The organism is Bacillus sp. FSL R5-0712, assembly GCF_038593285.1.
GTDB classification, from domain to species: domain Bacteria; phylum Bacillota; class Bacilli; order Bacillales; family Bacillaceae; genus Bacillus; species Bacillus safensis.
Genome location: NZ_CP151981.1, coordinates 1558911 through 1584488, shown reverse-complemented (window position 1 = coordinate 1584488; position 25578 = coordinate 1558911). Strand labels below are relative to the sequence as shown.

Genomic DNA, 25578 nt, shown 5'->3' with positions numbered 1-25578 from the left:
TCCAGTTTAAGATAGAAAGAAGAAGACTTGTCAAAGAACAAGTCTTCTTGTGTCATTAATGCGTTTTACAAGCTTCGAAGAGATTCTTCTCTTTTAATACTTTAATCAACGTTTCTCCCATGACAGATGGTGTTTCTGCCACTTCAATTCCACATTCACGCATTGTTTTTACTTTTTCATCAGCTGTTCCTTTACCACCAGAAATAATAGCACCAGCATGTCCCATACGTTTTCCTGGAGGCGCCGTTTTACCGCCAATAAAGCCAACGACTGGTTTAGTCATATTTGCTTTTACCCATTCAGCTGCTTCTTCTTCAGCCGTACCGCCGATTTCACCGATCATTATTACAGCATGTGTTTCAGGGTCTTCATTGAATGCTTTTAAAACATCAATAAAGTTTGTCCCATTTACCGGGTCCCCCCCGATTCCTACAGCTGTCGATTGACCAACGCCAGCTTCTGAAAGCTGATGTACCGCTTCATATGTAAGCGTTCCAGAACGAGAAACAACACCCACATGACCTTTTTTATGAATGTAGCCAGGCATGATACCAATTTTACATTCTTCAGGTGTGATGACACCTGGGCAGTTTGGTCCAACTAGTCTTGTCTTTTTCCCTTCCATATACCGTTTCACTTTGACCATGTCAAGCACTGGAATATGTTCTGTGATACAAATGACGAGATCGACTTCTGCGTCAACAGCCTCTAAAATGGCATCTGCCGCAAATGGTGCTGGTACATAGATAACAGAAGCGTTCGCTCCAGTAGTCTGAACTGCTTCAGATACAGTATTAAATACAGGAACTCCTTCTACTTCAGTTCCACCTTTTCCAGGTGTGACACCGCCAACAATATTTGTTCCGTACTCAATCATTTGTTTTGTATGGAACAATGCGGTTGAACCGGTAATCCCCTGAACAATTACTCTCGTATTTTTATTAATAAATACACTCATTTAGGTTCCCTGCCTTTCTGCTCTACTTGACTAAAGATACAATCTTTTCTGCCCCGTCAGCCATAGACTCAGCAGAAGTGATATTTAAGCCTGAATCACTCAGGATTTTCTTCCCTAATTCAACGTTTGTTCCTTCAAGACGTACAACAAGTGGTAATGTTAAGCCGACTTGTTTCGTCGCTTCAACAACACCTTCTGCAATGACATCACATTTCATGATGCCGCCAAAAATGTTCACGAAAATCCCTTTGACATTTTGATCAGATAAAATGATTTTAAATGCTTCCGTTACTTTTTCAGCTGTTGCACCGCCGCCAACATCTAGGAAGTTTGCAGGGTCCCCGCCGTAATGCTTGATGATATCCATTGTAGACATCGCAAGACCTGCTCCATTGACCATACAGCCAATATTTCCATCTAAAGAAATGTAGCTTAAGTCATATTTAGATGCTTCAATTTCTTTTGGATCCTCTTCATCAAGGTCACGGTATTCTAATATATCTTTTTGTCTATATAAGGCATTGCTATCAAAGTTTAATTTTGCATCAAGTGCCATGACTTTTCCATCGCCTGTTACAACAAGTGGATTAATCTCAGCAATTGAACAATCTTTTTCAATAAACGCATTGTAAAGGCTTGTCATAAACTTAACAGCTTGGCCAACTAATTTTGTTGGAATATTAATTTTAAATGCCACTTCTCTCGCCTGATAGCCTTGCAGACCAATCGCTGGATCGATGACCACTTTGACGATTTTTTCTGGCGTTTTTTCTGCTACTTCTTCAATTTCAGTACCGCCTTCTTCAGATGCCATCAATACAATTCTTGATGTCGCTCTGTCCAAAACTAGTCCAACATAGTATTCCTTTTGAATATCGCAGCCTTCTTCAATAAGTAAGCGTTTTATTTCGCGCCCTTCAGGCCCTGTTTGATGTGTGACAAGTGTCTTGCCGAGCAATTCCTCTGCAAACCCTTTCACTTCATCTTTCGTTTTTGCAATTTTTACCCCGCCTGCTTTACCACGGCCGCCTGCATGAATCTGTGCTTTTACGACATATACAGAGCTCCCTAGCTCTTCTGATGCTTTCACTGCTTCATCAGGTGTAAATGCTACTTTACCATTTGGAACTGAAACCCCATATTTTCTTAGGATTTCTTTTCCTTGGTACTCATGGATATTCATTTCCCATCCTCCCAACATATGTAGAAACAAAAATTATAAAATAGACTGCGCTTTCATTTTAAAGAATAAAAAAGAGAATGTCTAGGGTTCTATGTAAAATCGTAAAATCCTTCTAAACATTCAAACTTTTATTTTATTAAAAATATAAATTTTTCAGCCAAATCACTTATTTTACCTTATTTTTTCATTTTTTGATCTAACCTGTAGATAAACGAAAAAATTTCTGCTACAGTATCGTATAACGCTTCAGGGATCTCCTCATCTAATGTTAAGTGGCGCATGAGTTCGACTAGATTACGGTCTTCCTGGATTGGGACTCCCGACTTTTTGGCTTCTTCAATAATATGATCTGCCACATAGCCGCTGCCTGTTGCAACGACTTTTGGCGCCTTTTGTTTTTCTTCATCGTAATGCAGAGCGACCGCTCTTCTAAGCGGTTTTGAATCCTTCATACTCGTAAGTCCAGCCCTTTCTCGCTGATTTTATGAAAGTGTTCATCTAGAAATTGAGACGGTTCTACTGGCTCTTGTCTCTTTTTTGCTGTAATTCCCGTTAAACTGTATCCTAGCGCATTTAAATTCTCTCGAACAGCCGGAATCATTGGATTAATGGTGCCTTGCAGTTCATGGGCTGTCTCGACTGTAATGGACATGACCTTTTGCTGAATCGTACAGTCTATCAAGGTTTCTTCAAGGTTTTCCATGTTTAAATAAAACATAAGGCGGCACTGAGAAATATCAATAGAGCCATCCTTTTTCTTATGTCCTTTTAGAATAAAGGTTAAATCTTGAACACTATGTTTTGAGAAAAGCGGATAGGAAATCATCATTTGACTGACGGTTTGGTTCTCCTGCTGCACAAATAACTGTCCATTCAATCTATGAAACAATTGATCCACTTCTTTTTTAACGGGCTCTGGTAAATCCGCCTGCCTCACATCATTTAAGGTGAGCTTTAATTGGTGCAGCTCCTGACTTTTGACATCCTGGCTGCCTTTTTCAAGCAGTTTCAGCATACCAATTTCATCACGTACACCTATTGCCTTTTTCATCGTCATAAGTAAATCGAGCACATCGGTTTTATTACTTAATGTTGGTTCTGTCTGCTGCACTACCTGGGCCAAAGCTTTTGCCTCTGCTTTTGACAGGAAAGGAAACTCTTTTTGAAGCACAGCTGCTTTTGCGTCAGGCTGAGATCCTGCCTGCTGGAGCCCGTGCAGCAATGCTGTGAGCTGTTTTAAGTTAGGTTCTTGCTGCCCGTCTGCACCTTGTTTCATCAAACTTGCCAGTATCCGCTCAATTTGCTGAGGCGGGATTTGCAGCCCTTTTGGACTTGTTGACTGCTGCACGTTTGTCTGAAGAACTTGGGACGACTGACGCTCTTGAACGATTGCGGCATGGCTATTTTCTTTTTGCTGAGACGGATTGAGCTGAGTCGTTACTGGTAAACTGCCACCTTGCTTCGCCTCTCCTTCTCTCGCTGCTAGAAGGACCGATAAGAGCTTTTCTGAATGGACGGCTGTCTCTGCATCTACAACTGACCGAACGGCTTGTATAAGTGTCTGTGTGGCATCTGTGTGCTTCGGAAGCTGTGTTAATTGATTTAATAGCGCTGTTATATCCTGATGAAGGGCAGAGGGTGATTTTACGGCTAAAATAGATTGAAGCACCCCTTGCTGGATCGGTAAATCTTTCTTTAAAGCAAAGAGGAGGGCCTGGAGCCCTTTCTTCACATCAGCTCCTTGAAGCTGTTCGATCCACTTCACTGCCGTTTTTAACTCTCCTTCGTTGATGACGGACTTTTCCTTTAAAAAAGCTGTAGCTGTCAGCATGTTTTCAAGCCCATTTTTCAGTGAGAGACCTTCTAATAGTTTGGCTGCTGCATCCTTTAATGTCTTAGGATCTTGATCAAATTGCTGAACGGGTCTTAGTTTATTGAGGCTGCCTCCACCCTCTTGTTCAAATTGGAACCAATAAAATGCGTCTGCTTTAAGCTGAGCCGCCAGCTGTGCTTTTATTTTCGTTGAACCTATTTGAACAAGGGCTGTATCATCTCCAAGCATTTTTAGTACTTTACCGAGAATCAGCCGATGAACATTATCCTTCCCTTCGGTGTTTAATGGAACCGATTCGGCCGTATTCAGCCGGCTATTCAGTGCTGTATGTATGTCCTCAACTCTTGTCATCACAGGCAGCCTCCTTAGATTAAAATTTATGATATAACAGATTTCACTGGCGCAAACGATAACCGGTGGATGGGGGTAGCACCATGTGTTTGAATCGCAGCCAGGTGCTCTTTCGTTCCGTACCCTTTATGTTTTTCAAATTGATACTCAGGATACTTACGCCCGTACTCTTCCATCATCTGATCCCTTGTCACCTTCGCAATACATGCACCTGCTGCAATGGATGCACTTTTTGCATCTCCTTTGATGATCTTCTCTTGGTGAGTAGAAAGCGGGAGTGTCATGGCATCTATGAGTAGATAATCAGGTGTATGAGTTAACTGCTCTACAGCTCTTACCATCGCCAGTCTTGATGCTTCATAAATATTGATTTCATCAATCGTAGCCGCATCAACAATGCCGATTCCGATATCAAGTGCTTCTTTTTGAATTAAATCATAATAAGCCAATCTTTTTTTCTCAGATAATTGCTTTGAGTCGTTTAAACCGAGCAGGACTGTATCTTCCTTTAATATAACGGCTGCTGCCACAACTGGGCCGGCAAGCGGTCCTCTTCCTGCTTCATCTATTCCAGCAATACATGTGTATCCCTGCGCCTTTGCTTTGTTTTCAAATTGCAGCATGTCATGCCATGCTGCGCGAAGTGCTTGCTGCTTTTCTCTCTCTTTGTGCCACTTTTCTACGAGTTTGTGGACACTTTTTCTCGTATCATCTTTCACAAGCTCGCGAATGTAGGACTCGTCTCCTGCATGCTTTTCTATAAGTTCTTTTATTTGTTTCACCGTGTACATAGGCTTTTTCGCAGCCTCCTTCTTTATATCGGCAGTTTTTCGCAAAAAATAAAGACCCGCATGAGCTGCGTGTCTTTTAGCTTTCAGGCTTCTCAAAAGTGAGGGGACCAAATTTTTCTGTTCGAATATCCCGAATAATGATTTCGGTGGTTTTGTCATAGTTTATGAATCCCCCGCTCATTAGACAGCCGCGCTTAGTGCCAATTGCATCAAACAGCTCAACCGTATCTTCAGGTATCTCCGCTAGGTCATAGCGTTTTTTTAATCGCTCTGGGTAGTTCTCTTCTAGAAAACGAAGTGCATACACAGCGACATCCTGTAAATTGATGATCGAATCTTTGATCGCTCCAGTCACCGCAAGTCTGAGTCCTACTTGCTCATCTTCAAACTTCGGCCAGAGGATTCCAGGGGTATCGAGCAGTTCTAGTTCTTTCCCTACCTTTACCCATTGCTGTGATGTCGTAATACCAGGCCGGTCTCCTGTTTTGGCAATGTTCTTTTTTGCTAAACGATTGATTAAGGTCGATTTGCCGACGTTGGGAATTCCGATAATCAGTGCTCGAATGGCACGTGGTTTGACGCCTTTTGCTTTCATGCGGTCGAACTTTTCTTTTAAAATTTCTTTTGAAGTCGTGATGATCTGATTTAACCCTTGTCCATCGACAGAGTTAATGGCAAGTGACCGAACGCCTTGCTGCTCAAAATGCGCCTGCCACTCCTTTGTCATACGAGGATCTGCTTTATCTGCTTTGTTTAAGAGCATGATTTTGGGTTTGTTTTGAAGGATTTCTTCGATCATTGGGTTTCTAGAGGACATCGGAATTCTTGCATCGGTTAATTCAAATACGATGTCGATGAGCTTTAATTTTTCTGTGACTTCACGTCTTGCTTTTGCCATATGGCCTGGAAACCATTGAATCGTCATATGTGCACCTTCTTTCTTCTACCATTATCTTTATACATTGTACAAAAAAAGAGCCTGTTACAGGTAACAAGCTCTTTCCTTTGATATCATTATCGTCTGATTTCTTTGATACGAGCCGCTTTACCGCGAAGTTCACGTAGGTAGTAAAGTTTCGCACGACGTACCTTACCGTGACGTACAACTTCGATCTTAGCGATTTTTGGTGTGTGTACAGGGAATGTACGCTCAACGCCTACACCGTAAGAGATCTTACGAACTGTGAAAGTTTCGCTGATTCCACCACCACGACGCTTAATTACAACACCTTCAAAGATCTGGATACGCTCACGAGTACCCTCGACAACTTTAACGTGTACACGTAAAGTGTCACCAGGACGGAACGCAGGAAGATCAGTGCGTAATTGTTCTTTTGTGATTTCTTCAATCAAATGTTGCATCGTTTTCAACTCCTTCCAACAGATGCTCATGTCCTCTTTCTTCATTGCAGCGGAACATCGTTTTCAAACTTGGATCAGCAAGCCGTCCAAGTCACAAGTAGTATCATACCATACCTCTATGCCGTGTGCAATACAATCTAGTCATTATGAAGCTGCCAAAGCCATCTTTTTTCTTCATCCGTTAATGTTTTGCAAGAATCGATCAAATCTGGTCTTCTTGTATAGGTTCGCTTCAAGGATTCTTTGCGCCGCCACTCTTCAATTTTGGCATGATTTCCAGAGAGAAGCACGTCCGGCACTTTTAGTCCTTTATAATCAGCTGGCCTTGTATAGTGCGGGTGCTCAAGCAGACCTGTACTGAATGAATCTTCGATGTGAGACGCTTCTTTTCCAAGCACATGAGGCAAAAGCCTGACCACACTGTCTGCAATCATCATCGCTGGCAGCTCTCCGCCTGTGAGGACGAAATCTCCGATTGAGATCTCATCTGTGACAAGATGCTCCCTGATGCGCTCATCGTAGCCTTCATAGTGGCCGCAAATGAACATAAGATGCTCTTCTTTTGCAAGTTCTTCTGCTTTCTTTTGTGTATATCTTTCTCCTTGAGGACAGACAAGAATGATTCGGGGTTTCGTGCTTGCTTTTTTCGTTAAATCTTCTACCGCATCAAATACGGGCTGCGCTTTCAGTACCATACCAGCACCGCCGCCATACGGATAGTCATCCACTGTTTTATGCTTATGATCCGAATACTCTCTAAAATTGACGACTTGAAATGAGACAGCTTCTTTCTCCTGTGCTTTTTTTAAGATCGATGAGTGAAGTACACCTTCGAACATTTCAGGAAAAAGGGTTAAGAAATCGATTTTCATTCGTCAATAAGTCCTTCCATCACTTCAATGTGTACGGTTTTGGATGAGATATCGATCTTTTTGACGACAGATGGTATATATGGAATGAGGGCATCTTTTTTGCCTTTTCTTCCAACCACCCACACATCATTTGCCCCTGGCGTAAGGATTTCTTTGATTTGGCCGATCAGCTTGTCCTCTTCATCGTATACTTCACAGCCAATGATTTGGTGGAAATAAAATTCTCCTTCGTCTAATGACCCAAGATGTTCTTTTTCTACCTTTAAGATTGATTCTTTCAAATGCTCTGCTTCATTTAATGAGTTGATTTCTTCAAATGTGAGCAAATCAAACTGTTTGTGCTGGCGATGTGATGCGACAGTCACTTTCAGCGGCTCGCTTTGACCTTGCTTAAAAATATAGAGGACGCTTCCCTTTTTGTAGCGCTCTTCTGGGAAATCCGTCTTTGACACGACGCGTACTTCTCCGCGCACTCCGTGTGTATTGACGATCTTTCCAACATTCAACCATTCTAGCTCCATGTTCTCAATCACCCCTGACGTATTTCCACAATGGTGCCGTCTTTCACGACGATGACATTATCTTGCATCTTGTCATCCCATTTATCACCTATTTTTACTTCAACCAATGCATCCACTTCTGTTTCTTTCATTTCACTTCCAAGCGGCAAAATATGCAGCTGCTCTACTTGAAAATCAATTTGCCGGATCTTCTCTTGCCTTTTATCGATCGCTTTTTGAAATTGAGGGATGGCTTCTTGCTGATGTGGTTCTTTTTCATGTTTTTTTAGTTGAAAATATAGTTGATTGCATTCACGTTCTAGTCTTTCTTTTTTCTCCAAAAAAGTCGTTAACAGTTTGTCCTTACTGCTTTCAGTTAATACTTGCATCACGGTGACATGTTGAATGATCTGCATCTTCCTTTTTGTCCCCCTATCCGAAGGCATTTGTCCTCTACAGTATAACGATAAATAGATTTAAACGTGTAAAAAAAGGGGAGGTCCTAAGCCCTCTCCCTTTTTAGTCAGCAATCTCAAGTTGAACTTTCTTAGAAGACTCTGCACTTGCTGCAAAAATGACTGTTCGTATCGCTTTTGCTGTACGTCCCTGCTTTCCGATCACTTTTCCGGTATCTTCAGCATTGACAGACAGTGTGTAAATCACCTGTTCATCTTTTTCTAATGAAGATACGTGAATATCTTCTGGGAAATCAACAAGTGGCTCGACGATGGACACAATCAATTCTTCCAAGGACAGCTCATTCATTATTTGCTGTTTTTCGCATTATGAAATTTTTCAAGAATTCCTTGGCTTGAGAAAAGGTTGCGAACTGTATCAGATGGTTTCGCACCATTTTGAAGCCATTTAAGCGCTAATTCTTCGTTGATTTTCACCTCAGCTGGTGATACCACTGGGTTGTAAGTTCCAACTGTTTCGATGAAACGACCGTCACGTGGTGAACGAGAATCTGCTACAACAATACGATAGAAAGGAGATTTTTTTGCTCCCATACGTTTTAAACGAATTTTTACTGCCATTTTACTAGCACCTCCGAAAATATTTCAACAAGATAGTATATTAACAATGATAAAAGGGTTTGTAAAGTGTTTTTTCTTAACAACGGTTTTATCATGTATAACCAATTACATAAATGGTAATTTAAAGCCCTTTTTCTTTCCTTTGGACATGTTGGTCATTTGCTTCATCATCTTTTTCATTTCATCAAATTGCTTTAAAAGGCGATTGACTTCCTGTACAGATGTTCCGCTTCCTTTTGCAATCCGTTTTCTGCGGCTTGCATTGATGACCTCTGGCTGTTCTTTTTCCTTGGTCGTCATTGATTTAATGATCGCTTCAATATGATTGAGCTGCTTTTCGTCTACTTGGACGTTTTTGAGCCCTTTCATTTTACCGGCTCCCGGCATCATTTGGATCAGTTCATCAAGAGGACCCATATTCCGAACTTGGCCAAGCTGCTCGAGGAAATCATCGAGCGTGAAGCTCATTGTCCGCATTTTTTGCTCAAGCTCTTTCGCTTTATCTTGGTCGACGTTTGCCTGTGCTTTTTCAATCAGCGTGAGCACATCTCCCATGCCAAGAATTCTTGATGCCATCCGCTCTGGATGGAATGGTTCAATCGCATCAAGCTTTTCTCCTAGTGCAGCGAATTTAATAGGCGTGTTAGTGACAGCTCGAATAGAAAGTGCTGCACCGCCTCTTGTATCACCATCTAGTTTTGTGAGAACGACACCCGTTAAACCAAGCTGTTCATTAAAGCTTTTTGCGACATTGACCGCATCTTGACCTGTCATAGAGTCAACAACTAGGAAAATTTCTTCTGGATTCGCTACTTCTTTTACTTTCTGAAGTTCATCCATTAATTCTTCATCGATATGAAGACGTCCTGCTGTATCTAAAATGACATAATCATGGTGTTCTTCTTTCGCTTTTTCAATTGCCTGTTTGGCAATTTCGACAGGGCTGACTTGATCACCTAATGAAAACACCGGCATATCAAGCTGTTTCCCAAGCGTTTGAAGCTGCTGGATCGCTGCTGGTCTGTAAATATCAGCAGCCACCATCATCGGCTTGCGATTATGTTTTTTGCGAAGTAAATTGGCTAGCTTCCCAGTTGTGGTTGTTTTACCTGCCCCTTGAAGACCAACCATCATAATGACGGTCGGAGATTTTTTCGCTACAGCGATCTTACTCTCTTCTCCGCCCATTAATTCAGTGAGTTCTTCTTTTACAACTTTAATGACCTGCTGTCCAGGGGTAAGGCTTTTCATGACCTCTTGTCCAACTGCCCGCTCACTTACTTTTTTCACAAAGTCTTTGACTACTTTAAAATTGACGTCAGCTTCAAGAAGGGCAAGGCGTACCTCGCGCATCATTTCTTTTACATCTTGCTCTGACACTTTTCCTTTGCCGCGGATTTTTGAAATCGTCTGCTGCAGTCGGTCGGCTAATCCTTCAAATGCCATACTGTGCCGCCTCCTAATCTAATTTCTCAAGCGATTCAATTAAAGCTTCTGCTTCTTCTGTTTGCGCAGAATCAGCTACAAGCTCTCTCATTTTTTTGAGAAGTTCTTTACGCTCTTTAAATTTCTTAAACAAGAGCAGCTTTTCTTCATATTGTTCAAGCATCGCTTCAGTCCGTTTAATATTATCATAAACAGCCTGCCTTGATACTTCATATTCATCCGCAATTTCACCGAGGGAAAAATCGTCTAGGTAGTAAAGCGACATGTAGCTCTTTTGCTTTGCGGTCAACAACGATTGATAGAAGTCAAACAAGTAGTTCATTCTCGTTGTTTTTTCAAGCGTCATGGGCTCTCTCCCCTTTGTTAAGTTCATTCCCTTTACATCAACTAAGTTTACACGGTTCTCTTCTGTGTGTCAAGTTTTTATCTTGTCACTTCATGAAGCGGCGTATAAATAAAAATGCCAGCAGTTTCGCCGGCATTTTTTTGTTAGTCTTGTTGATCAATTACGTCTGAGAATAATCCATACACATATGATTCTGCATCAAACTCTTGCAGATCGTCCACCTTTTCACCTAAACCAACAAGCTTCACGGGAATGTTCAGCTCATTTCGAATCGCAAGAACAATTCCGCCTTTTGCAGTACCGTCAAGCTTTGTTAAAGCAATTCCTGTGACATTTGTCGCTTTAGAGAATTCCTTGGCTTGTGCCATCGCGTTTTGACCCGTTGTCGCATCAAGAGCGAGCAATACTTCATGAGGTGCATCTGGAACCTCGCGCTCAATGACTCTCTTGACCTTCTCCAGCTCTTTCATCAAGTTGACTTTGTTTTGAAGTCTTCCTGCTGTATCGCAGATGAGGACATCCGCATTTTTCGCTTTTGCTGATTGAACGGCATCATAGATCACCGCTGCTGGATCAGAGCCTGCTGTTTGTTTGACGACAGGAACACCTGAACGTTCTCCCCACACTTCAAGCTGCTCGATGGCACCGGCACGGAACGTATCACCTGCTGCTAAAATGACGGATTTCCCTTCATTTTTCAGCTTGTTTGCAAGCTTGCCGATCGTCGTTGTTTTTCCAACACCGTTGACGCCTACAAATAAAATGATATTCAAACGCCCGTCTTCAATGTTCAGCGCAGAGATTTGTTCCTCTCCGCTATTGTAGATATCAACCAGTTTTTCAGAAATGACCGCTTGTACTTCGCTTGGGTCTTGAATGTTTCTTAATTTCACTTCTTTTTTCAGCTCATCAATCAGTTCCATCACAGTTGTGAAACCGACATCAGCGCCGATCAGAACCTCTTCCAGCTCTTCAAAAAAGTCTTCGTCGACTTTGCGGTAGCGGGAAATCAGTTCATTTACTTTTCCTTGGAAGGAGTTTCTCGTTTTTTCGAGTCCATCTTTAAACTTTTCTGATACTGAATCGGTTTGCTGCGTAAATTTTTCTTTTAATTTCTTAAAAAAGCTCATTGGTTCAAAAACCTCCTTTAATTACTGGACAAGCTCTTTCGTTTCTTCTAGTTTGACAGATACAAGCTTTGAAACACCTGATTCCTGCATGGTCACGCCGTAGAGCACATCGGCTTCTTCCATTGTTCCCTTGCGGTGCGTAATGACAATGAACTGTGTTTCCTGGCTGTATTTCTTTAAATATTGCGCAAAACGGAAAACATTTGCCTCATCAAGTGCCGCTTCTACCTCATCTAACACGCAGAATGGAACAGGTCTCACTTTTAAAATAGAGAATAGTAAAGCGATCGCTGTTAAGGCTCTCTCTCCGCCTGAAAGAAGGCTTAAGTTTTGCAGTTTTTTCCCTGGCGGCTGCGCGACAATATCAACGCCAGAGTTGAGTAAATCATTTGGATCTGTCAGCTTAAGATCTGCTCTTCCACCGCCAAATAATGCTTGGAAAACAGATTCAAAGTGCCCGCGGATTTGAGAGAATGTCTCAGAGAAACGCTTTGTCATCTCTTGATCCATTTCTTCGATGACTTGGAATAATGTATTTTTCGCTTCTGTCAGATCATTTCGCTGTTCTGTTAAGAAGAGATAGCGTTCATTCACACGTTCATACTCGTCAATGCTGCCTAAGTTTACGGTTCCAAGCTCTTCAATGGCTAGTTTGATCAGCTTCACTCGTTTTCTTGCTTCATCTGGCGATAACGTCAACTGATACATCTCTTTTGCTCCTTCAAATGAAAGAGCATATTCATCGTTCAAATAAGCGATCAGGTTATCGAGCTCGACTTCCATACGGCCAAGCTTAATCTCTTCATCTTTTAAGCTTGTGGTGAGCTGCTTATACAAACGTTTTTGTTCTTTAAGCTCACGTTCAGCAAATTCTAATGTTTCAGAAAGAGCGAGACGCTGCTTACGACGCTCTGAAATGAGGGCGGTTGTTTTGTTTTTGTTTTCCAGCTTCTCTTTCGCCGCTTCTTCCAGCTGTTCGGCTCCGCTTGAACTAGATGACATTTCACTTGTTAAGAGTGACAGATCTTCTTTTGTTTCCATCAGCGTCTGTTCCGCTTCTTCTAATTCAGCCATTAAGCTCGAAAGCTTTTCTTGTTCATTCGCTAAGGACTGCTCTTTTTTGGCAAGCGAGATTTTCAGCTCTGTTAATTCAGCTGAAATGGCTTCCTTCGTTGAGCTTTGCGTCTGCTTACGCTTTGTTAATGTATTGATCTCTTGATCAAGAGCCGTCAATTTTTCACCTATAGAGGTTTCAAGAGCGACCTGCTTTTTGTCCTTATCCGCGAGTTCAGTAGAACGCTGCTGCAACTCTTCTTTTTCTTGATCATAGAGCTCAAGATGAGCATTGATATTTTTTTCTGCAACTTGCAGTTCGTATAGCTTCCCTTTGAGATCTTGCTGCTTTTCACGAAGCGTTTCGCCGCGCTGACGCAGTTCGTTTAATTGGCTTTCGTTTACTCCGATTAGTTGCTTCGTTTCTTTTGTTTCTTTTTCAAGGATCGTTGTTTTCTCTTCCATTTCAACGAGCTGCTTTGTTAACGTTTCGATCTCCCGGTTTCTTGATAGAAGAGAGTTGTTCTTTTTCTTTACGCCGCCACCAGTCATTGAACCGCCGGGGTTTACGACATCTCCATCAAGGGTCACGATGCGGTAACGATGTCCAAGCATTTTCGCCAGTTCATTGGCGCCTTTTAAGTCTCTAACGATCAGCACAGTTCCAAGCAAGTTCTGAATCACCTTTTGATACTTTTCGTCAAAGGAAACGAGGTGACTCGCTACGCCGATAAATGCAGCATGCTGCTCTGCTGTTTGAACATCTCTGAGCTGAATGGTTCTTTCTTTGATCACGTTCATTGGCAGGAAGGTTGCACGTCCAAAGGAGTGCTGCTTTAAGTATCCAATCGCTTGTCTCGCAGCTGCTTCATTTTCTGTAACGACGTGCTGCGTGGCTGCACCCAGCGCAATTTCAATCGCTGTCTCATACTGCTGATCCGTTTGAATCAGCTCTGCAATAGCACCATGAATACCGCCTAACCGTTCTTTTGCCTTTAAGACCTCTTTCACTCCTTGGAAAAAGCCTGAGAAGTCTTCTTGCATGGATTCAAGCATTTCTTTTTTTGATTTTGCCTGCTGTACGTATTGATAGGCTTGGTAAAGAGCCGTTTCTTTTTTCTCGTATTGACGTCTCATTTGCTCAAGCTTTTGTTCTGCTTCTCTAAAGCGTTTGACTTGAGCCAGAATGTCTTCTTCCAGTGCTGAAAGCTGCTGCTCAGCTTCTGTTTTCTTTTCTTTGACAGACACTCGTTCTTCGATATGTTTTTGGTTATTTTGCGTCAGCCGCTCTAGCTGCATCGCTGCCTGGCGCTGCTGTTCTTCTAGTAATTTACGTTCATTTCGGATGGAAGCCTGTTCATTGAGCAGATCAAAATAATCGCTTTTCAGCTGTTCAATTTGACCTTCCACATCTTCACTATGAAGCGACAGTTGATGCTGCTTTGTTTTCACTTCATCTTTTAGCTGGTGCACTTCTTTTTGCAGGCTGTCCCGCGTGATTTTCTGCTGCTCAATCTTTTCGGTTAACAGCGACTGCTTTTCAGTTAAGCGAACGAGCGTTTCTTCAAGCTGTCCTTGGTTTGCGGCCGCATTTTTTTTCCGTTCTTTTAGCACTTCTTTTTTTCCTTCAAGCTTTTCTAATTCTTCACTTGTGAAAAGAAGAACTTCTTGCAGGTCATTAATTGATTCGTCAAGCGCTTGAATGCGGTCTCTCGACTCTTCAATTTTGGCTTCTTTTGCTTGGATATCTGTAGACTGCTTCATTTCATCTTGTTTGAAGCGCTCGACTGCTTCACCAAGTGTTGTCCATTTTTCATGAAGTGCTTCGATGTCATGGACAGTTAGGGCAATTTCGACATTTTCAAGCTCTTCTTTTTTTTGCAAATAGTCCTTTGCAATGGATGCTTGCATTCTTAATGGTTCTACTTGATCTTCTAGTTCATGCAGAATATCTTCTACTCGGTTTAAGTTGTCCTGCGTTTCAAACAGTTTATTCTCGGCTTTTTTCTTTCTTGTTTTATATTTTAAAACGCCAGCCGCTTCTTCAAAGATACTTCTTCTCTCTTCTGCCTTGCTTGATAGAATTTCCTCTACCTTTCCTTGACTGATGATTGAAAAAGCTTCCTTTCCAAGACCTGAATCCATGAAAAGATCAATAATATCCTTTAAGCGGACAGATTGATTGTTTATGAGAAATTCACTTTCGCCTGAACGATAAACCCTTCTTGTCACACTGACTTCATGAAAATCGATCGGTAAAAAGTGATCTTCGTTATCTAACGTTAAAGTCACCTCTGCTAGATTGACTCTTTTTCTTGAGTCACTTCCTGCAAAAATGATATCTTCCATTTTTCCTCCGCGGAGGCTTTTCGCTGATTGTTCTCCAAGTACCCAGCGGATGGCATCGGTAATATTACTTTTGCCGCTTCCGTTTGGTCCAACAACAGCTGTGACCCCTTTAACAAAGTCCACGGTCACTCGCTGTGCAAATGATTTGAATCCTATCACGTCTAAACGTTTGAGGAACATGAGAGTGATCCTCCTTATGTATTTAAAGTACTATCATCTTACCATATGAAGTGAAAAAAGATGATGGAAAACAGAGTGAAATCCCCCTGAATAACGAGGGGGATTTTATTGGTTCATATGATGTTTCTGCAATTTAGCAAGTGCTTCCTGTGCAGCGTGCTGTTCTGCTTCTTTTTTAGAGCGTCCGTTTCCAATTCCAAGCACTTCACCTCGAAGGGAAACATTTGCTTCAAATTCCCGGTTATGTGCAGGTCCTTTTTCATGCAGGATGCGATATTCAAGCACACCTTTTCCATCGCGCTGTACAAATTCTTGCAGCTGGCTTTTAAAGTCCATGACGTGCGAGAATGCTCCATCGTTAATTTTCGGATAGACGTACGCTTCTAGGAAGCGTTCAACTGGCTCCAGCCCCTGATCTAAATAAAGTGCGCCGATAAACGCCTCGAATACGTCCGCTAAGAGTGCTGGGCGTTTTCTGCCGCCTGTCATTTCTTCACCTTTTCCTAAAAGAACAAGGTCTCCAAAGGACAGCTCATGTGCCAGTGATACAAGTGACGGTTCACATACGATCGCCGCTCTTAGTTTCGTTAAATCTCCCTCGCTCATCGCTGGATATTTTGCAAATAAGAATTGAGAGATGGTCAATTCTAAAACAGCATCTCCTAAAAATTCAAGTCTTTCATTATCCTCGTATGGCTTTTTCCGGTGTTCATTCACATAAGAGGAATGGGTAAATGCTTGATATAGAAGCTTTTCATTTTTAAAGTGTACAGAAATGCGCTGCTGGAATTCTCTAAATTGCTCTAGTTTTTTGCTCTGTTTCTGTTTGTCTTTATATTGTTTTGGCATAGCAACCTCCAGGTAGGCGTAATCGCCTTTAAGGATACTGATTATATGGAGTCTCTCTTTCTACATGCAGGGAAACATTGCTCCCAGCATCTGAAAAAGGCTGACAATTGATCAGCTGAATGTGTTGAAACTAACATAAATTTTCAAAGTCCCGTCGAAAGTAGACGGGACTTTGTTACGCTTATTGCTGGCTATTTATGTAGTTCACAGCGTCACCGACTGTTGCAATTTTTTCAGCATCTTCGTCAGAAATTTCCATATCGAACTCATCTTCAAGTTCCATAACTAGCTCAACTACATCAAGGGAATCAGCGCCTAAATCTTCTTTAAATGAAGCTTCCATTTTCACGTCAGCCTCATCAACGCCAAGGCGGTCTACAATAATTTTTGATACACGCTCTAATACGTCTGCCATTGCCTTTCACCTCCCCTCAAAGTATTATAGTTGAATTGTTTTTAAAAAACTAGAGAAAACCTAATGAAATTTTGATATTTCTTAGGACATGACCATTCCGCCATCTACTTGGATGGTTTGGCCTGTAATATAACCTGCTCCTTCTGAAGCTAAAAAGACAACGACGTTGCTAATATCTTCAGGTGCACCAAAGCGTGCGAGCGGAATTTGCTTGAGCATTTCCGTCTGTACATTTTCATCAAGCTTGTCTGTCATATCTGTTGAAATAAAGCCTGGTGCTACTGCATTAACAGTAATATGACGGGTTGCCAGCTCTTTTGCTGTTGTTTTCGTTAATCCGATGACGCCAGCTTTTGCTGCAACATAGTTTGCTTGTCCAGGGTTTCCACACACACCAACGACTGAAGCCAAATTGATGATTCTTCCGCTTCTTTGCTTCATCATTTGACGTGTCACGGCTTTTGTACAGTTAAAGACACCTTTTAAGTTTATGTTAATGACATCATCCCATTCATTCTCTTTCATTCTCATGAGCAGATTGTCCTTTGTGATCCCTGCATTATTCACAAGAATGTCAATTGAACCAAAGGTATCAATTGCTTGTTTCATCATGGATTGTACTTCTTCAGCATTTGAGACATCAGCTTTCACAGCAAATGCCTGCTGGCCGAGTGCTTTGATTTCATCTACGACTTCATTTGCTTTTGCTTCGTTTCCAGAATAGTTCACGACAACATTTGCACCACTTTTCGCTAGATCGATCGCGATGGAACGGCCAATCCCGCGTGATGCTCCTGTTACAACGGCTGTTTTATTTGTAAGCATCAAGAATCCCCCTTGAGTGTTTGAATGGCTGCTTCAATTGTTTCTTGATCTGAAACGGAAATCGTCGTCAGGCGGCGATTCACTTTTTTCACAAGACCTGAAAGCACTTTGCCAGGACCAATTTCAATAAATGTTGTGACGCCTAAATCAATAAGGCGTTCCACACTTTCTTCAAAACGAACTGGAGAATACAGTTGTTCAATGAGCTTTGTTTCAATTTCATCACGAGAAGTCACGATGTCTGCTGTTACGTTTGAGATGACCGGAGTTTTGGCATCCGCAATATCCAGCTTTGACAAAACATCTGTAAATTTTTCAGCGGCTGGTTTCATTAATGCAGAATGGAAAGGTCCGCTTACTTCAAGGGCAATTGCACGTTTTGCGCCTTTTTCTTTCGCTTTCTCTGAAGCAAGTTCTACTCCTTTTGCTGTACCAGAGATCACGATTTGACCAGGACAGTTTAAGTTAGCGAGCTCTACAAGGTGACCGCTCTCTGTCACTTCTTTTGTCACTTCTTCAAGTGCCGCTTTGTCTAAGCCAAGAATTGCTGCCATGGCGCCTTCTCCTGCTGGAACAGCTTCATTCATTAATTCTCCGCGCTTTCTGACTGCATAAACAGCATCTTTAAACGAAAGTGCGCCTGCTGCAACGAGGGCAGTGTATTCACCAAGACTGTGTCCTGCTGCATAATCTGCTTTGATTCCGCTCTCTTCAAATTTCTTTAAGATGGCGATACTTGTCGTTAAAAGAGCTGGCTGCGCGTTAAAGGTGAGCGTCAGTTCTTCTGCATCCCCTTCAAAAATCATAGAAGATAAGTCAAACCCGAGGGTATTGTCTGCTTCTTCAAAAACAGCTTTAGATACTGCTTCTTGGTCAAATAAATCTTTTCCCATGCCAATTTTTTGAGAGCCTTGGCCAGGGAATAAAAATGCAATTTTAGTCATGCTGCTTTACCTCCAATTAAGACTCTTTCGTCGTTTCTTTTTGGACTTCTTGATGAATGATAGCTGAAACATCTTTTTCTACAATATCACGCGCCTGACGAATTGCATGGAAAATGGCATTTTCATCAGAAGAGCCGTGCGCTTTAATAACAGGTGCCTTTAAACCAAATAAAGCGGCACCGCCATATTCGGAGTAATCCATTTTAGATTTCATCTGCATCAATTTCGGCTTCATCATGCCTGCTGCTATTTTTGCTGTGAAGCTGGATGTTAAAGTTTCTTTCAGCATTTTAAAAACAGAAAGGGCTGTGCCTTCAATTGTTTTAAGCGCAATATTTCCTGTGAAACCATCTGTGACAACAACGTCAGCAACACCTTCTAATAAGTCACGGGACTCTACATTTCCTACGAAATTCAAGTCGGAAGCTTTTAATAATTCAAAGGTTTTTTTCGTTAAATCGTTGCCTTTTTTATCTTCTGTTCCTACATTTAACAGTCCAACACGCGGATTGCTCTTTGGGAAAACACGCTCTGCGTAGATGGATCCCATCATGGCATATTGCACGAGATGTTCTGGTTTAGCATCAACGTTGGCACCAACATCTAGTAATAAGAAGCCGCTGCCATCCAGTGTTGGCAAAGTTGGGGCAAGGGCTGGTCTGTCAATACCGGCAATTCTGCCTACGATAAACAGTCCCGCTGTCATGAGGGCGCCAGTATTTCCTGCTGAGATGCAGGCATCTGCTCGTCCTTCAGACACTTCCTGCGCCATTTTCACCATAGATGAATCCTTTTTACGTCTGACTGCACGCACTGGTTCATCTGTCGGTTCAATGACTTCTTTTGCATCTAAAATCGTGATGCGGTCGTTGTTTGTTATGTATGGTTTGATTTTGTTTTCATCGCCGACAAGTATAATCTCGATATCTGAAAATGCTGTTAAGCTTTTTTGCACACCGTCAATAATGGCTTTAGGGGCATGATCTCCCCCCATTGCATCGACTGCAATTCTCATATTACGTGCCACCTTTTACTTTTGTTTTGAGCGATACATGACGAAGTCACCTGAGAAGACAACTTCCTCACCAACATAGCTGTTTACTTCAACTACGGTTCTTCCTTTTTCTTTATCATGTGAGGCTACTTTGGCTTTAGAGACGACTCTTTCGCCTTGTTTCACCTGCCTTGTAAACCTGATATTCGCTTTTGCTGTCAAAGCCAGTTCATCGTCAATGACGGCAACTGCCAGCGAATTTGCCTGGGCGAAGAGATGATGTCCCCTGGCAATTTGGTTTCGGCTGAATACATGCTCTTTTCTCACTTCTAAAATGGAAATGGCTTGATCATCAAGCTCTACATCAATCATTTCTCCAATTACTTCATCCAGTGGAAGTGACTTTACTTCATCCTCTAATGTCTTTTCGGCCACATGCTTAATTCTTTCGCGTAATTCAGGGATCGACAGCTCTAAACGATCAAGACGAACCGTTTGTATGCTGACACCGAATTTACTTGCCAATTCTTCATCAGTAATGAATGGAGTCGAGCTGATCGTTTGCTGGAGAAGCTTTTGACGTTCTTTTTTATTTAGTTTCATATGCAGACACCATCCGTACATTTATGACTAGGTACTAATAGTAGTATATAATCTCATAGATGATAAATCAATCCTTGTTTCAAAAAGACAAGAAAATTCCTCCAGCATTTGATCAGCTTAATTTATCTCCTCCCAGCACACCGCTGTCTATCAGCGTTTGCCGGAGTTCTTTGTATTCGGGATCAGTCCAAAAGGCGTCCGATTGGACAAGATCTGCTGCATCTTTTCTAGCCGTTTCCAGCGCTCTATAGTCGTGAACCATATCTGCTACCTTAAATTCTGGCATCCCGCTTTGTTTTTTACCGAAGAAATCGCCGGGTCCTCTTAGTTCTAAGTCCTTTTCAGACAGCTCAAAGCCATCGGTTGTTTCGGACATGATCCGCATCCGCTCTTTCCCCGTTTCTGACTTCGGATCAGCCATTAAAATACAAAATGATTGATGCTCTCCTCGTCCGACCCGGCCTCTTAACTGATGAAGCTGAGACAGTCCGAAACGGTCTGCATCATAAATGACCATGATGGTTGCATTCGGCACGTTGACCCCGACTTCAACAACTGTGGTTGAAACGAGAATTTGCACTTCATTTGCGGTAAAGGCTCTCATGACCTGATCTTTTTCATCACTCGCCAGCTTCCCGTGCATTAAGCCGATTGACCACTTGCCGCGGTATGCCTCAGTGAGCATGCTATGGACATCAAGCGCATTTTGCACATCAAGCTTGTCTGATTCTTCAATGAGCGGACAAATGATATATGCCTGTCTGCCTTTTCTCAGCTCTTTATCCACAAATGCAAGAATTCTCTCAAGCATGTCATGCTTCACCCAATACGTTTCGATTTGTTTTCTGCCAGCTGGCAATTCATCAATGACGGATACGTCCATTTCTCCAAAGACAGTGATCGCAAGTGTTCGCGGAATAGGTGTGGCCGTCATAAACAAGACATCTGGGTCCTGCCCTTTACTTCGCAGTTTTTTCCGCTGCTCTACGCCAAACCGGTGCTGTTCATCTGTGATGACAAGACCGAGCTGCTGAAATTCGACTTCGTCTTGAATGAGGGCGTGCGTGCCGACTAATATGTCAATCTCGCCTTCTTTTAAACGTTCAAGCAATTCTCTGCGTCTTTTTCCTTTCACAGAGCTTGTCAAAAGGGCGATATTCAGCCCCCATTTTTCAAACAGCTGGTAAAGTGAATCGGCATGCTGCTCTGCCAAAATTTCTGTTGGGACCATTAATGCACCTTGAAAACCTGATAAATGAGCGGCATAAAGCGCAATGGCTGCAACAGCTGTTTTCCCTGAACCTACATCTCCTTGAAGCAGCCGGTTCATTCGATATGGAGACGCCATGTCCGACATGATTTCATCAAGTACTCTTGATTGTGCCTTCGTCAGCGGAAATGGCAGGCTGTTAACAAACTCAAAAACAGCCTCTTTGGAAAACGGATGCTGGATGCCTGATGTTCTCTCTCGTTCTTTCTTTCTAATCGCCTGCATCTTCAGCTGAAAAATGAGAAATTCCTCGTACACAAAACGGCGTCTTGCTTGCTTGAGCGAGTCCCTTGTTTCTGGAAGATGAATGGCTTTTAATGCTTCCTGATAGGACATGAGTTTATAGGCAGAGACAAGCTGCTTTGGCAATGGATCTTCCGCTTTGTCTGCATAAAGTGACAAGGCCTGCTTTACAAAGCGCCTCATCATTTTCACGGTCACATTTTCTTTTACTGAATAAACGGGCTCTATACTGCCATCTTGCTCGTGCGTCCCTTTTTTAAATTCCTGCACCATGATAGATTGACGGTTTTTATCCCATTTTCCTGTAACGGAAACTGTATCACCTAACACAAGGCTTCGTTTTAAATACGGGCGATTGAAACAAATCACTGTAATGAGAAAACGCCCGACAAGCAGCCTGAATGTCAGCCTGCTTCGTTTTTTTCCATAATAGGTGAGAACGGGCTCACTATGTACTTTTCCTTCAACTGTGACACGTTCGTCATGTTTGACTTCTTCTAAGTTACGAAGCTCATAGTCGTCATATCGATAAGGAAAGTAGCCGAGTAAATCGGCTACTGTGTAGATTCCAAGTTCATTGAGTGTTTTTTCGGTTTCCTCTCCAATCCCCTTCAGGACAGAGACATTATCTTGCAGTTTCTGTATCACGAGATGAGGTCACACCTCCGAAAATCTTCTTTTCAAGCTCTCTTGCTGTCGGTGTCGCAGCGAGACCGCCTTGTGCAGTTTCGCGAAGAGCTGTTGGCATCGTTTGACCGATTTTGTACATCGCATCAATGACTTCATCACAAGGGATTCGGCTTGTGATGCCAGCAAGAGCCATGTCTGCTGCGATCATAGCGTTAGATGCACCCATTGCATTTCGTTTCACGCACGGTACCTCGACAAGTCCCGCTACTGGATCACAAACAAGTCCAAGCATATTTTTCAGTGTAATCGCCATCGCTTCTGCAGATTGCTGCGGTGTCCCGCCTGCCATTTCGACAATCGCTGCTGCCGCCATACCTGATGCAGAACCTACCTCTGCCTGACAACCGCCTGCTGCACCGGAAATGCTAGCGTTATTGGCCACAACAAAACCAAATGCGCCAGAAGTAAATAGGAATCTGACCATTTGTTCCTTTGTTGGCTTTAATGTTTCTTTTACTGCAAATAACGTACCTGGTACAACACCTGCTGAGCCTGCTGTAGGCGTGGCACAAATGGTTCCCATTGCGGCATTGACTTCATTTGTTGCAACAGCCTTACTGACAGCATCTAATATCGTATGACCAGACAGCGTTTTGCCTGAGGCGATATAGGCTTGAAGTTTGACTGCATCTCCGCCTGTTAAGCCTGATAATGATTTCACACCCTTCAGCCCGTTTTCAACGGCCTGCTCCATCACTTCTAGGTTGCGGTACATCTGCGAGAAAATTTCTTCACGTGACTTCCCTGTCACTTCCATTTCTTGCACAATCATAATCTCTGAAATGGAGGTATTCCGTTCTTCTGTTAGCTGCACGAGTTCTTTGACGTTTTTAAACATCATTCATAACCTCCTTGTTGTTACTCTGCAATTTGTGTGACTTGAATAATGTTTGGCAGCGTTTCAAGCTCTGATAGGACAGCTGGGTCAATATTTTGATCAACTTCAATCGTCATCAGTGCCTCTTGCCCGACATCTTTACGCGCCACTTCCATATGACCGATGTTGATGGCGAATTTCGCTAGGACATTAGCAACTGCCGCAATCGTCCCGTAGCGATCGTTATGAACCACAAGAATGGCAGGATGATTCCCTGAAAGCCTGAGCTCAAAGCCATTTAATTCTGTTATTTCTATTTTCCCTCCGCCGATGGAAATCCCGATTAATTCAAGGCTTCCGTTCGCATCTGAAATCTCTACTTTTGCTGTATTCGGATGCGCCGGCACCGCCTCTTCTTCTTTAAATTCAATGTCGATCTCTTTGCTTTTTGCAATATCGATCGCTGTTTTGATTCGTTCATCAAATGTATCAAAGTCAAGAACACCGCCAATAATGGCGACATCTGTACCGTGTCCTTTATACGTATCTTTAAAAGAACCATAAAATGAAACGACAATTCGCTTCGGTTCTCTTCCAAATAAGCTGCGAGCTACTCTCCCTATACGAGCCGCACCCGCTGTGTGCGAACTTGATGGCCCAATCATGACAGGTCCAATAATATCAAACACACTTCTAAATTTCATAGGTCTTCCCCTCTCATCACCACTCGCGTATGGTTTGGTTCTTTCTTTAGACTAATGGATTCATTCGTTTCCCGCAACTCATTTCACCGTGGAATGGCTAGTAAAAAATTGCAAAAGAAGAAGAAGGGCTTTATTTGCCCTTCTTTCGTTATTCAACCGCCAAAATATATGAATAAAGCGGCTGTTTTCCATCGTGGACTTCAACTTCTACATCTTCAAATGTTTCTTCAATAAAGGCTTGCAGTGCATCCAGCTCATCAGATGGTGCATCTTCCCCTTTAATGATTGTGACGATCTCATCATCTTCTGACACCATTTTGGTGAGAAGTTCTTTTGCTGCATCTAATTGATTTTTCGCTGTTAACGTGATTTTTCCGTTGAACAGACCCATATAGTCACCTTTGGCAATGTCGATGCCATCAATTTGAGTATCTCTCACTGCAAAGGTAATTTGCCCGCTTTTCACATGGTCAATCGCTTCTAGCATCGCTCTTTCGTTGTCTTCATTTGAAGCTGCTTCATTGAGAGAAAGAAGTGCCGACATTCCTTGAGGAACGGTCTTCGTCGGAATGACAACGACCTCACGGTTTGAGACAGTTGCCGCCTGTTTAGCTGCCATGACAATATTAGAATTATTAGGTAAGATAAAGACGGTTTCGGCATGTACGCTTTCTATTGCTGTGACAATGTCTTCTGTGCTCGGATTCATCGTCTGTCCGCCTTCAATGACGACGGAAGCTCCGATGCTTTTGAACAAGTCAGCAATTCCTTCCCCCATTGCGACACTGACGACGCCAAAGCGCTGTTTTTCAGCAGCAGGTGCTTTTGGTGCAGCAGGCACATGTTCTCTTTCTTCGTTCACGATTGAGCTATGCTGCTCTCTCATGTTTTCTATTTTCATATTAATTAAGCTGCCGTAGCGCTGTGCATAGGATAAGACATCTCCTGGCTGCTCTGCATGAATATGAACTTTCGCCAGTGTATCGTCAGACACCACAAGAAGTGAATCTCCGAATTCACTTAAGTCTTCTCTGAAGGCATTCTCATCAAAGGACTGTTTGTCTTCTTCAAATTTCACCATAAATTCAGTACAGTAGCCAAATTCGATATCTTCTGTGTTCATATGGCTTTGCGCACTTTTATGATGCTCAGCACTAACGAGTTCTTTTAGCGTAGGTAAAGAAGCCGCTTTAGGAGGAAGCTCTTCTCCTCTTAATGAAGCAAGGAAACCTTCATATACGCATAGAAGTCCTTTACCTCCACTATCGACAACACCCACTTCTTTTAAGACAGGAAGCAGATCTGGCGTTCGATCAAGTGATGCTCTTGCTTCCTCAATCGTTAACTCTAAAACGCGGTCAATTTGATCCTCTGCTGCTGAAACAGCAACCGCTTTCTTTGCTGCATCCTTTGCAACTGTTAAGATCGTTCCTTCAATCGGTTTCATCACGGCTTTATATGCTGTATCAACACCCGCCTGTAAGGCAAGAGCAAATTCTTTTGCATCAATCGTTTCTTTTTGTTCAATATGTTTACTGAAACCTCTGAAGAGCTGTGACAGGATCACGCCTGAGTTTCCTCTTGCGCCCATCAATAACCCTTTCGAGAGGGCCACGCCGACCTTCCCAATATGATCGGTATTTGTTTCTTCAACTGCTTTTGCCCCTGAAGTCATCGACAAATTCATATTTGTCCCCGTGTCTCCATCTGGCACTGGAAAAACATTTAACGCATCAACAATTTGTGCGTTTTGAGAAAGATGGTGAGCACCTGCAAGAATCATTTTTGCAAATGAGCGGCCATCAAGATTTCTAATAGACAATATATTTCCT

Annotated in this window: 26 protein-coding genes; all 26 read right to left on the bottom strand. The window is 42.5% G+C overall.

Annotated features, from left to right (window positions below):
* Positions 1-55 precede the first annotated feature (55 nt).
* The 26 genes from sucD to NSU11_RS07780 all read right to left on the bottom strand — a co-directional run bounded on the left by sucD (position 56) and on the right by NSU11_RS07780 (position 25568).
* Positions 56-958, bottom strand: coding sequence for a succinate--CoA ligase subunit alpha (gene sucD, locus NSU11_RS07905; RefSeq protein ID WP_007499624.1), 903 nt, complete (start codon positions 956-958; stop codon positions 56-58).
* Positions 959-980: 22 nt separating this feature from the next.
* A complete protein-coding gene (sucC, locus tag NSU11_RS07900; protein ID WP_024426972.1) occupies positions 981-2141 on the bottom strand; it encodes an ADP-forming succinate--CoA ligase subunit beta in 1161 nt (386 codons plus the stop codon).
* Between the two features lie 176 nt (positions 2142-2317).
* Complete coding sequence (locus NSU11_RS07895) at positions 2318-2593, bottom strand: FlhB-like flagellar biosynthesis protein (RefSeq protein ID WP_003211418.1); 276 nt, start codon at positions 2591-2593, stop codon at positions 2318-2320.
* Positions 2590-4326 (bottom strand): hypothetical protein, encoded by a 1737-nt coding sequence (locus NSU11_RS07890; protein WP_024424186.1) that lies wholly within the window; start codon positions 4324-4326, stop codon positions 2590-2592. The genes NSU11_RS07895 and NSU11_RS07890 overlap by 4 nt, the downstream gene beginning before the upstream one ends.
* A gap of 26 nt (positions 4327-4352) precedes the next feature.
* Entirely contained in the window at positions 4353-5117 is a 765-nt protein-coding gene (locus NSU11_RS07885; protein WP_024424187.1) for a ribonuclease HII, read from the bottom strand.
* 76 nt (positions 5118-5193) lie between these two features.
* Positions 5194-6042 carry a ribosome biogenesis GTPase YlqF gene (ylqF, locus tag NSU11_RS07880; protein ID WP_024424188.1) on the bottom strand — a complete coding sequence of 283 codons (849 nt, stop codon included), beginning with the start codon at positions 6040-6042 and terminating at the stop codon, positions 5194-5196.
* A gap of 89 nt (positions 6043-6131) precedes the next feature.
* Positions 6132-6479, bottom strand: a complete 348-nt coding sequence (gene rplS / locus NSU11_RS07875) for a 50S ribosomal protein L19 (protein ID WP_008354510.1) — start codon at positions 6477-6479, stop codon at positions 6132-6134.
* A gap of 137 nt (positions 6480-6616) precedes the next feature.
* Positions 6617-7351 carry a tRNA (guanosine(37)-N1)-methyltransferase TrmD gene (gene trmD / locus NSU11_RS07870; protein ID WP_024424189.1) on the bottom strand — a complete coding sequence of 245 codons (735 nt, stop codon included), beginning with the start codon at positions 7349-7351 and terminating at the stop codon, positions 6617-6619.
* Positions 7348-7872: a ribosome maturation factor RimM gene (rimM, locus tag NSU11_RS07865; protein ID WP_024424190.1), complete on the bottom strand. Its 525-nt coding sequence runs from the start codon at positions 7870-7872 to the stop codon at positions 7348-7350. Before rimM ends, trmD begins: the two co-directional genes overlap by 4 nt.
* A gap of 8 nt (positions 7873-7880) precedes the next feature.
* A complete protein-coding gene (locus NSU11_RS07860) occupies positions 7881-8267 on the bottom strand; it encodes a YlqD family protein (RefSeq protein ID WP_024424191.1) in 387 nt (128 codons plus the stop codon).
* 103 nt (positions 8268-8370) lie between these two features.
* On the bottom strand, positions 8371-8616 hold the full coding sequence (locus NSU11_RS07855) for a KH domain-containing protein (RefSeq protein WP_024424192.1): 246 nt from the start codon (positions 8614-8616) through the stop codon (positions 8371-8373).
* Positions 8616-8888: a 30S ribosomal protein S16 gene (gene rpsP, locus NSU11_RS07850; RefSeq protein ID WP_008344841.1), complete on the bottom strand. Its 273-nt coding sequence runs from the start codon at positions 8886-8888 to the stop codon at positions 8616-8618. Before rpsP ends, NSU11_RS07855 begins: the two co-directional genes overlap by 1 nt.
* A gap of 105 nt (positions 8889-8993) precedes the next feature.
* Positions 8994-10334, bottom strand: a complete 1341-nt coding sequence (gene ffh, locus NSU11_RS07845) for a signal recognition particle protein (RefSeq protein WP_024424193.1) — start codon at positions 10332-10334, stop codon at positions 8994-8996.
* A gap of 13 nt (positions 10335-10347) precedes the next feature.
* Entirely contained in the window at positions 10348-10680 is a 333-nt protein-coding gene (locus tag NSU11_RS07840) for a putative DNA-binding protein (RefSeq protein WP_012009935.1), read from the bottom strand.
* A gap of 143 nt (positions 10681-10823) precedes the next feature.
* Positions 10824-11810, bottom strand: coding sequence for a signal recognition particle-docking protein FtsY (ftsY, locus tag NSU11_RS07835; RefSeq protein ID WP_024424194.1), 987 nt, complete (start codon positions 11808-11810; stop codon positions 10824-10826).
* 21 nt (positions 11811-11831) lie between these two features.
* Positions 11832-15392 (bottom strand): chromosome segregation protein SMC, encoded by a 3561-nt coding sequence (gene smc, locus NSU11_RS07830; RefSeq protein WP_024424195.1) that lies wholly within the window; start codon positions 15390-15392, stop codon positions 11832-11834.
* A gap of 105 nt (positions 15393-15497) precedes the next feature.
* On the bottom strand, positions 15498-16241 hold the full coding sequence (gene rnc, locus NSU11_RS07825) for a ribonuclease III (protein WP_008344850.1): 744 nt from the start codon (positions 16239-16241) through the stop codon (positions 15498-15500).
* A 181-nt stretch (positions 16242-16422) separates the two neighbouring features.
* A complete protein-coding gene (gene acpP, locus NSU11_RS07820) occupies positions 16423-16656 on the bottom strand; it encodes an acyl carrier protein (protein ID WP_003212028.1) in 234 nt (77 codons plus the stop codon).
* An 81-nt stretch (positions 16657-16737) separates the two neighbouring features.
* A complete protein-coding gene (fabG, locus tag NSU11_RS07815; protein WP_025092570.1) occupies positions 16738-17481 on the bottom strand; it encodes a 3-oxoacyl-[acyl-carrier-protein] reductase in 744 nt (247 codons plus the stop codon).
* A complete protein-coding gene (gene fabD / locus NSU11_RS07810; RefSeq protein ID WP_024424197.1) occupies positions 17481-18425 on the bottom strand; it encodes an ACP S-malonyltransferase in 945 nt (314 codons plus the stop codon). Before fabD ends, fabG begins: the two co-directional genes overlap by 1 nt.
* A gap of 16 nt (positions 18426-18441) precedes the next feature.
* Positions 18442-19440 carry a phosphate acyltransferase PlsX gene (gene plsX / locus NSU11_RS07805; RefSeq protein WP_342493872.1) on the bottom strand — a complete coding sequence of 333 codons (999 nt, stop codon included), beginning with the start codon at positions 19438-19440 and terminating at the stop codon, positions 18442-18444.
* Between the two features lie 15 nt (positions 19441-19455).
* Entirely contained in the window at positions 19456-20022 is a 567-nt protein-coding gene (gene fapR, locus NSU11_RS07800) for a transcription factor FapR (RefSeq protein ID WP_024424199.1), read from the bottom strand.
* A gap of 112 nt (positions 20023-20134) precedes the next feature.
* Positions 20135-22183, bottom strand: coding sequence for an ATP-dependent DNA helicase RecG (gene recG, locus NSU11_RS07795; RefSeq protein WP_342493871.1), 2049 nt, complete (start codon positions 22181-22183; stop codon positions 20135-20137).
* A complete protein-coding gene (sdaAA, locus tag NSU11_RS07790) occupies positions 22161-23063 on the bottom strand; it encodes an L-serine ammonia-lyase, iron-sulfur-dependent, subunit alpha (RefSeq protein ID WP_024424200.1) in 903 nt (300 codons plus the stop codon). Before sdaAA ends, recG begins: the two co-directional genes overlap by 23 nt.
* Before the next feature lie 20 nt (positions 23064-23083).
* Positions 23084-23746: an L-serine ammonia-lyase, iron-sulfur-dependent subunit beta gene (gene sdaAB, locus NSU11_RS07785; RefSeq protein WP_024424201.1), complete on the bottom strand. Its 663-nt coding sequence runs from the start codon at positions 23744-23746 to the stop codon at positions 23084-23086.
* A gap of 148 nt (positions 23747-23894) precedes the next feature.
* Positions 23895-25568, bottom strand: coding sequence for a DAK2 domain-containing protein (locus NSU11_RS07780; protein WP_342493870.1), 1674 nt, complete (start codon positions 25566-25568; stop codon positions 23895-23897).
* Between the last annotated feature and the right edge of the window lie 10 nt (positions 25569-25578).

Excerpts from the sequence above, each read along its gene's own strand:
- sucD (WP_007499624.1), bottom strand. The coding sequence starts at position 958 with ATGAGTGTATTTATTAATAAAAATACGAGAGTAATTGTTCAGGGGATT.
- sucC (WP_024426972.1), bottom strand. The coding sequence starts at position 2,141 with ATGAATATCCATGAGTACCAAGGAAAAGAAATCCTAAGAAAATATGGG.
- NSU11_RS07895 (WP_003211418.1), bottom strand. The coding sequence starts at position 2,593 with ATGAAGGATTCAAAACCGCTTAGAAGAGCGGTCGCTCTGCATTACGAT.
- NSU11_RS07890 (WP_024424186.1), bottom strand. The coding sequence starts at position 4,326 with ATGACAAGAGTTGAGGACATACATACAGCACTGAATAGCCGGCTGAAT.
- NSU11_RS07885 (WP_024424187.1), bottom strand. The coding sequence starts at position 5,117 with ATGTACACGGTGAAACAAATAAAAGAACTTATAGAAAAGCATGCAGGA.
- ylqF (WP_024424188.1), bottom strand. The coding sequence starts at position 6,042 with ATGACGATTCAATGGTTTCCAGGCCATATGGCAAAAGCAAGACGTGAA.
- rplS (WP_008354510.1), bottom strand. The coding sequence starts at position 6,479 with ATGCAACATTTGATTGAAGAAATCACAAAAGAACAATTACGCACTGAT.
- trmD (WP_024424189.1), bottom strand. The coding sequence starts at position 7,351 with ATGAAAATCGATTTCTTAACCCTTTTTCCTGAAATGTTCGAAGGTGTA.
- rimM (WP_024424190.1), bottom strand. The coding sequence starts at position 7,872 with ATGGAGCTAGAATGGTTGAATGTTGGAAAGATCGTCAATACACACGGA.
- NSU11_RS07860 (WP_024424191.1), bottom strand. The coding sequence starts at position 8,267 with ATGCAGATCATTCAACATGTCACCGTGATGCAAGTATTAACTGAAAGC.
- NSU11_RS07855 (WP_024424192.1), bottom strand. The coding sequence starts at position 8,616 with ATGAATGAGCTGTCCTTGGAAGAATTGATTGTGTCCATCGTCGAGCCA.
- rpsP (WP_008344841.1), bottom strand. The coding sequence starts at position 8,888 with ATGGCAGTAAAAATTCGTTTAAAACGTATGGGAGCAAAAAAATCTCCT.
- ffh (WP_024424193.1), bottom strand. The coding sequence starts at position 10,334 with ATGGCATTTGAAGGATTAGCCGACCGACTGCAGCAGACGATTTCAAAA.
- NSU11_RS07840 (WP_012009935.1), bottom strand. The coding sequence starts at position 10,680 with ATGACGCTTGAAAAAACAACGAGAATGAACTACTTGTTTGACTTCTAT.
- ftsY (WP_024424194.1), bottom strand. The coding sequence starts at position 11,810 with ATGAGCTTTTTTAAGAAATTAAAAGAAAAATTTACGCAGCAAACCGAT.
- smc (WP_024424195.1), bottom strand. The coding sequence starts at position 15,392 with ATGTTCCTCAAACGTTTAGACGTGATAGGATTCAAATCATTTGCACAG.
- rnc (WP_008344850.1), bottom strand. The coding sequence starts at position 16,241 with ATGCCAAAACAATATAAAGACAAACAGAAACAGAGCAAAAAACTAGAG.
- acpP (WP_003212028.1), bottom strand. The coding sequence starts at position 16,656 with ATGGCAGACGTATTAGAGCGTGTATCAAAAATTATTGTAGACCGCCTT.
- fabG (WP_025092570.1), bottom strand. The coding sequence starts at position 17,481 with ATGCTTACAAATAAAACAGCCGTTGTAACAGGAGCATCACGCGGGATT.
- fabD (WP_024424197.1), bottom strand. The coding sequence starts at position 18,425 with ATGACTAAAATTGCATTTTTATTCCCTGGCCAAGGCTCTCAAAAAATT.
- plsX (WP_342493872.1), bottom strand. The coding sequence starts at position 19,440 with ATGAGAATTGCAGTCGATGCAATGGGGGGAGATCATGCCCCTAAAGCC.
- fapR (WP_024424199.1), bottom strand. The coding sequence starts at position 20,022 with ATGAAACTAAATAAAAAAGAACGTCAAAAGCTTCTCCAGCAAACGATC.
- sdaAA (WP_024424200.1), bottom strand. The coding sequence starts at position 23,063 with ATGTTTAAAAACGTCAAAGAACTCGTGCAGCTAACAGAAGAACGGAAT.
- sdaAB (WP_024424201.1), bottom strand. The coding sequence starts at position 23,746 with ATGAAATTTAGAAGTGTGTTTGATATTATTGGACCTGTCATGATTGGG.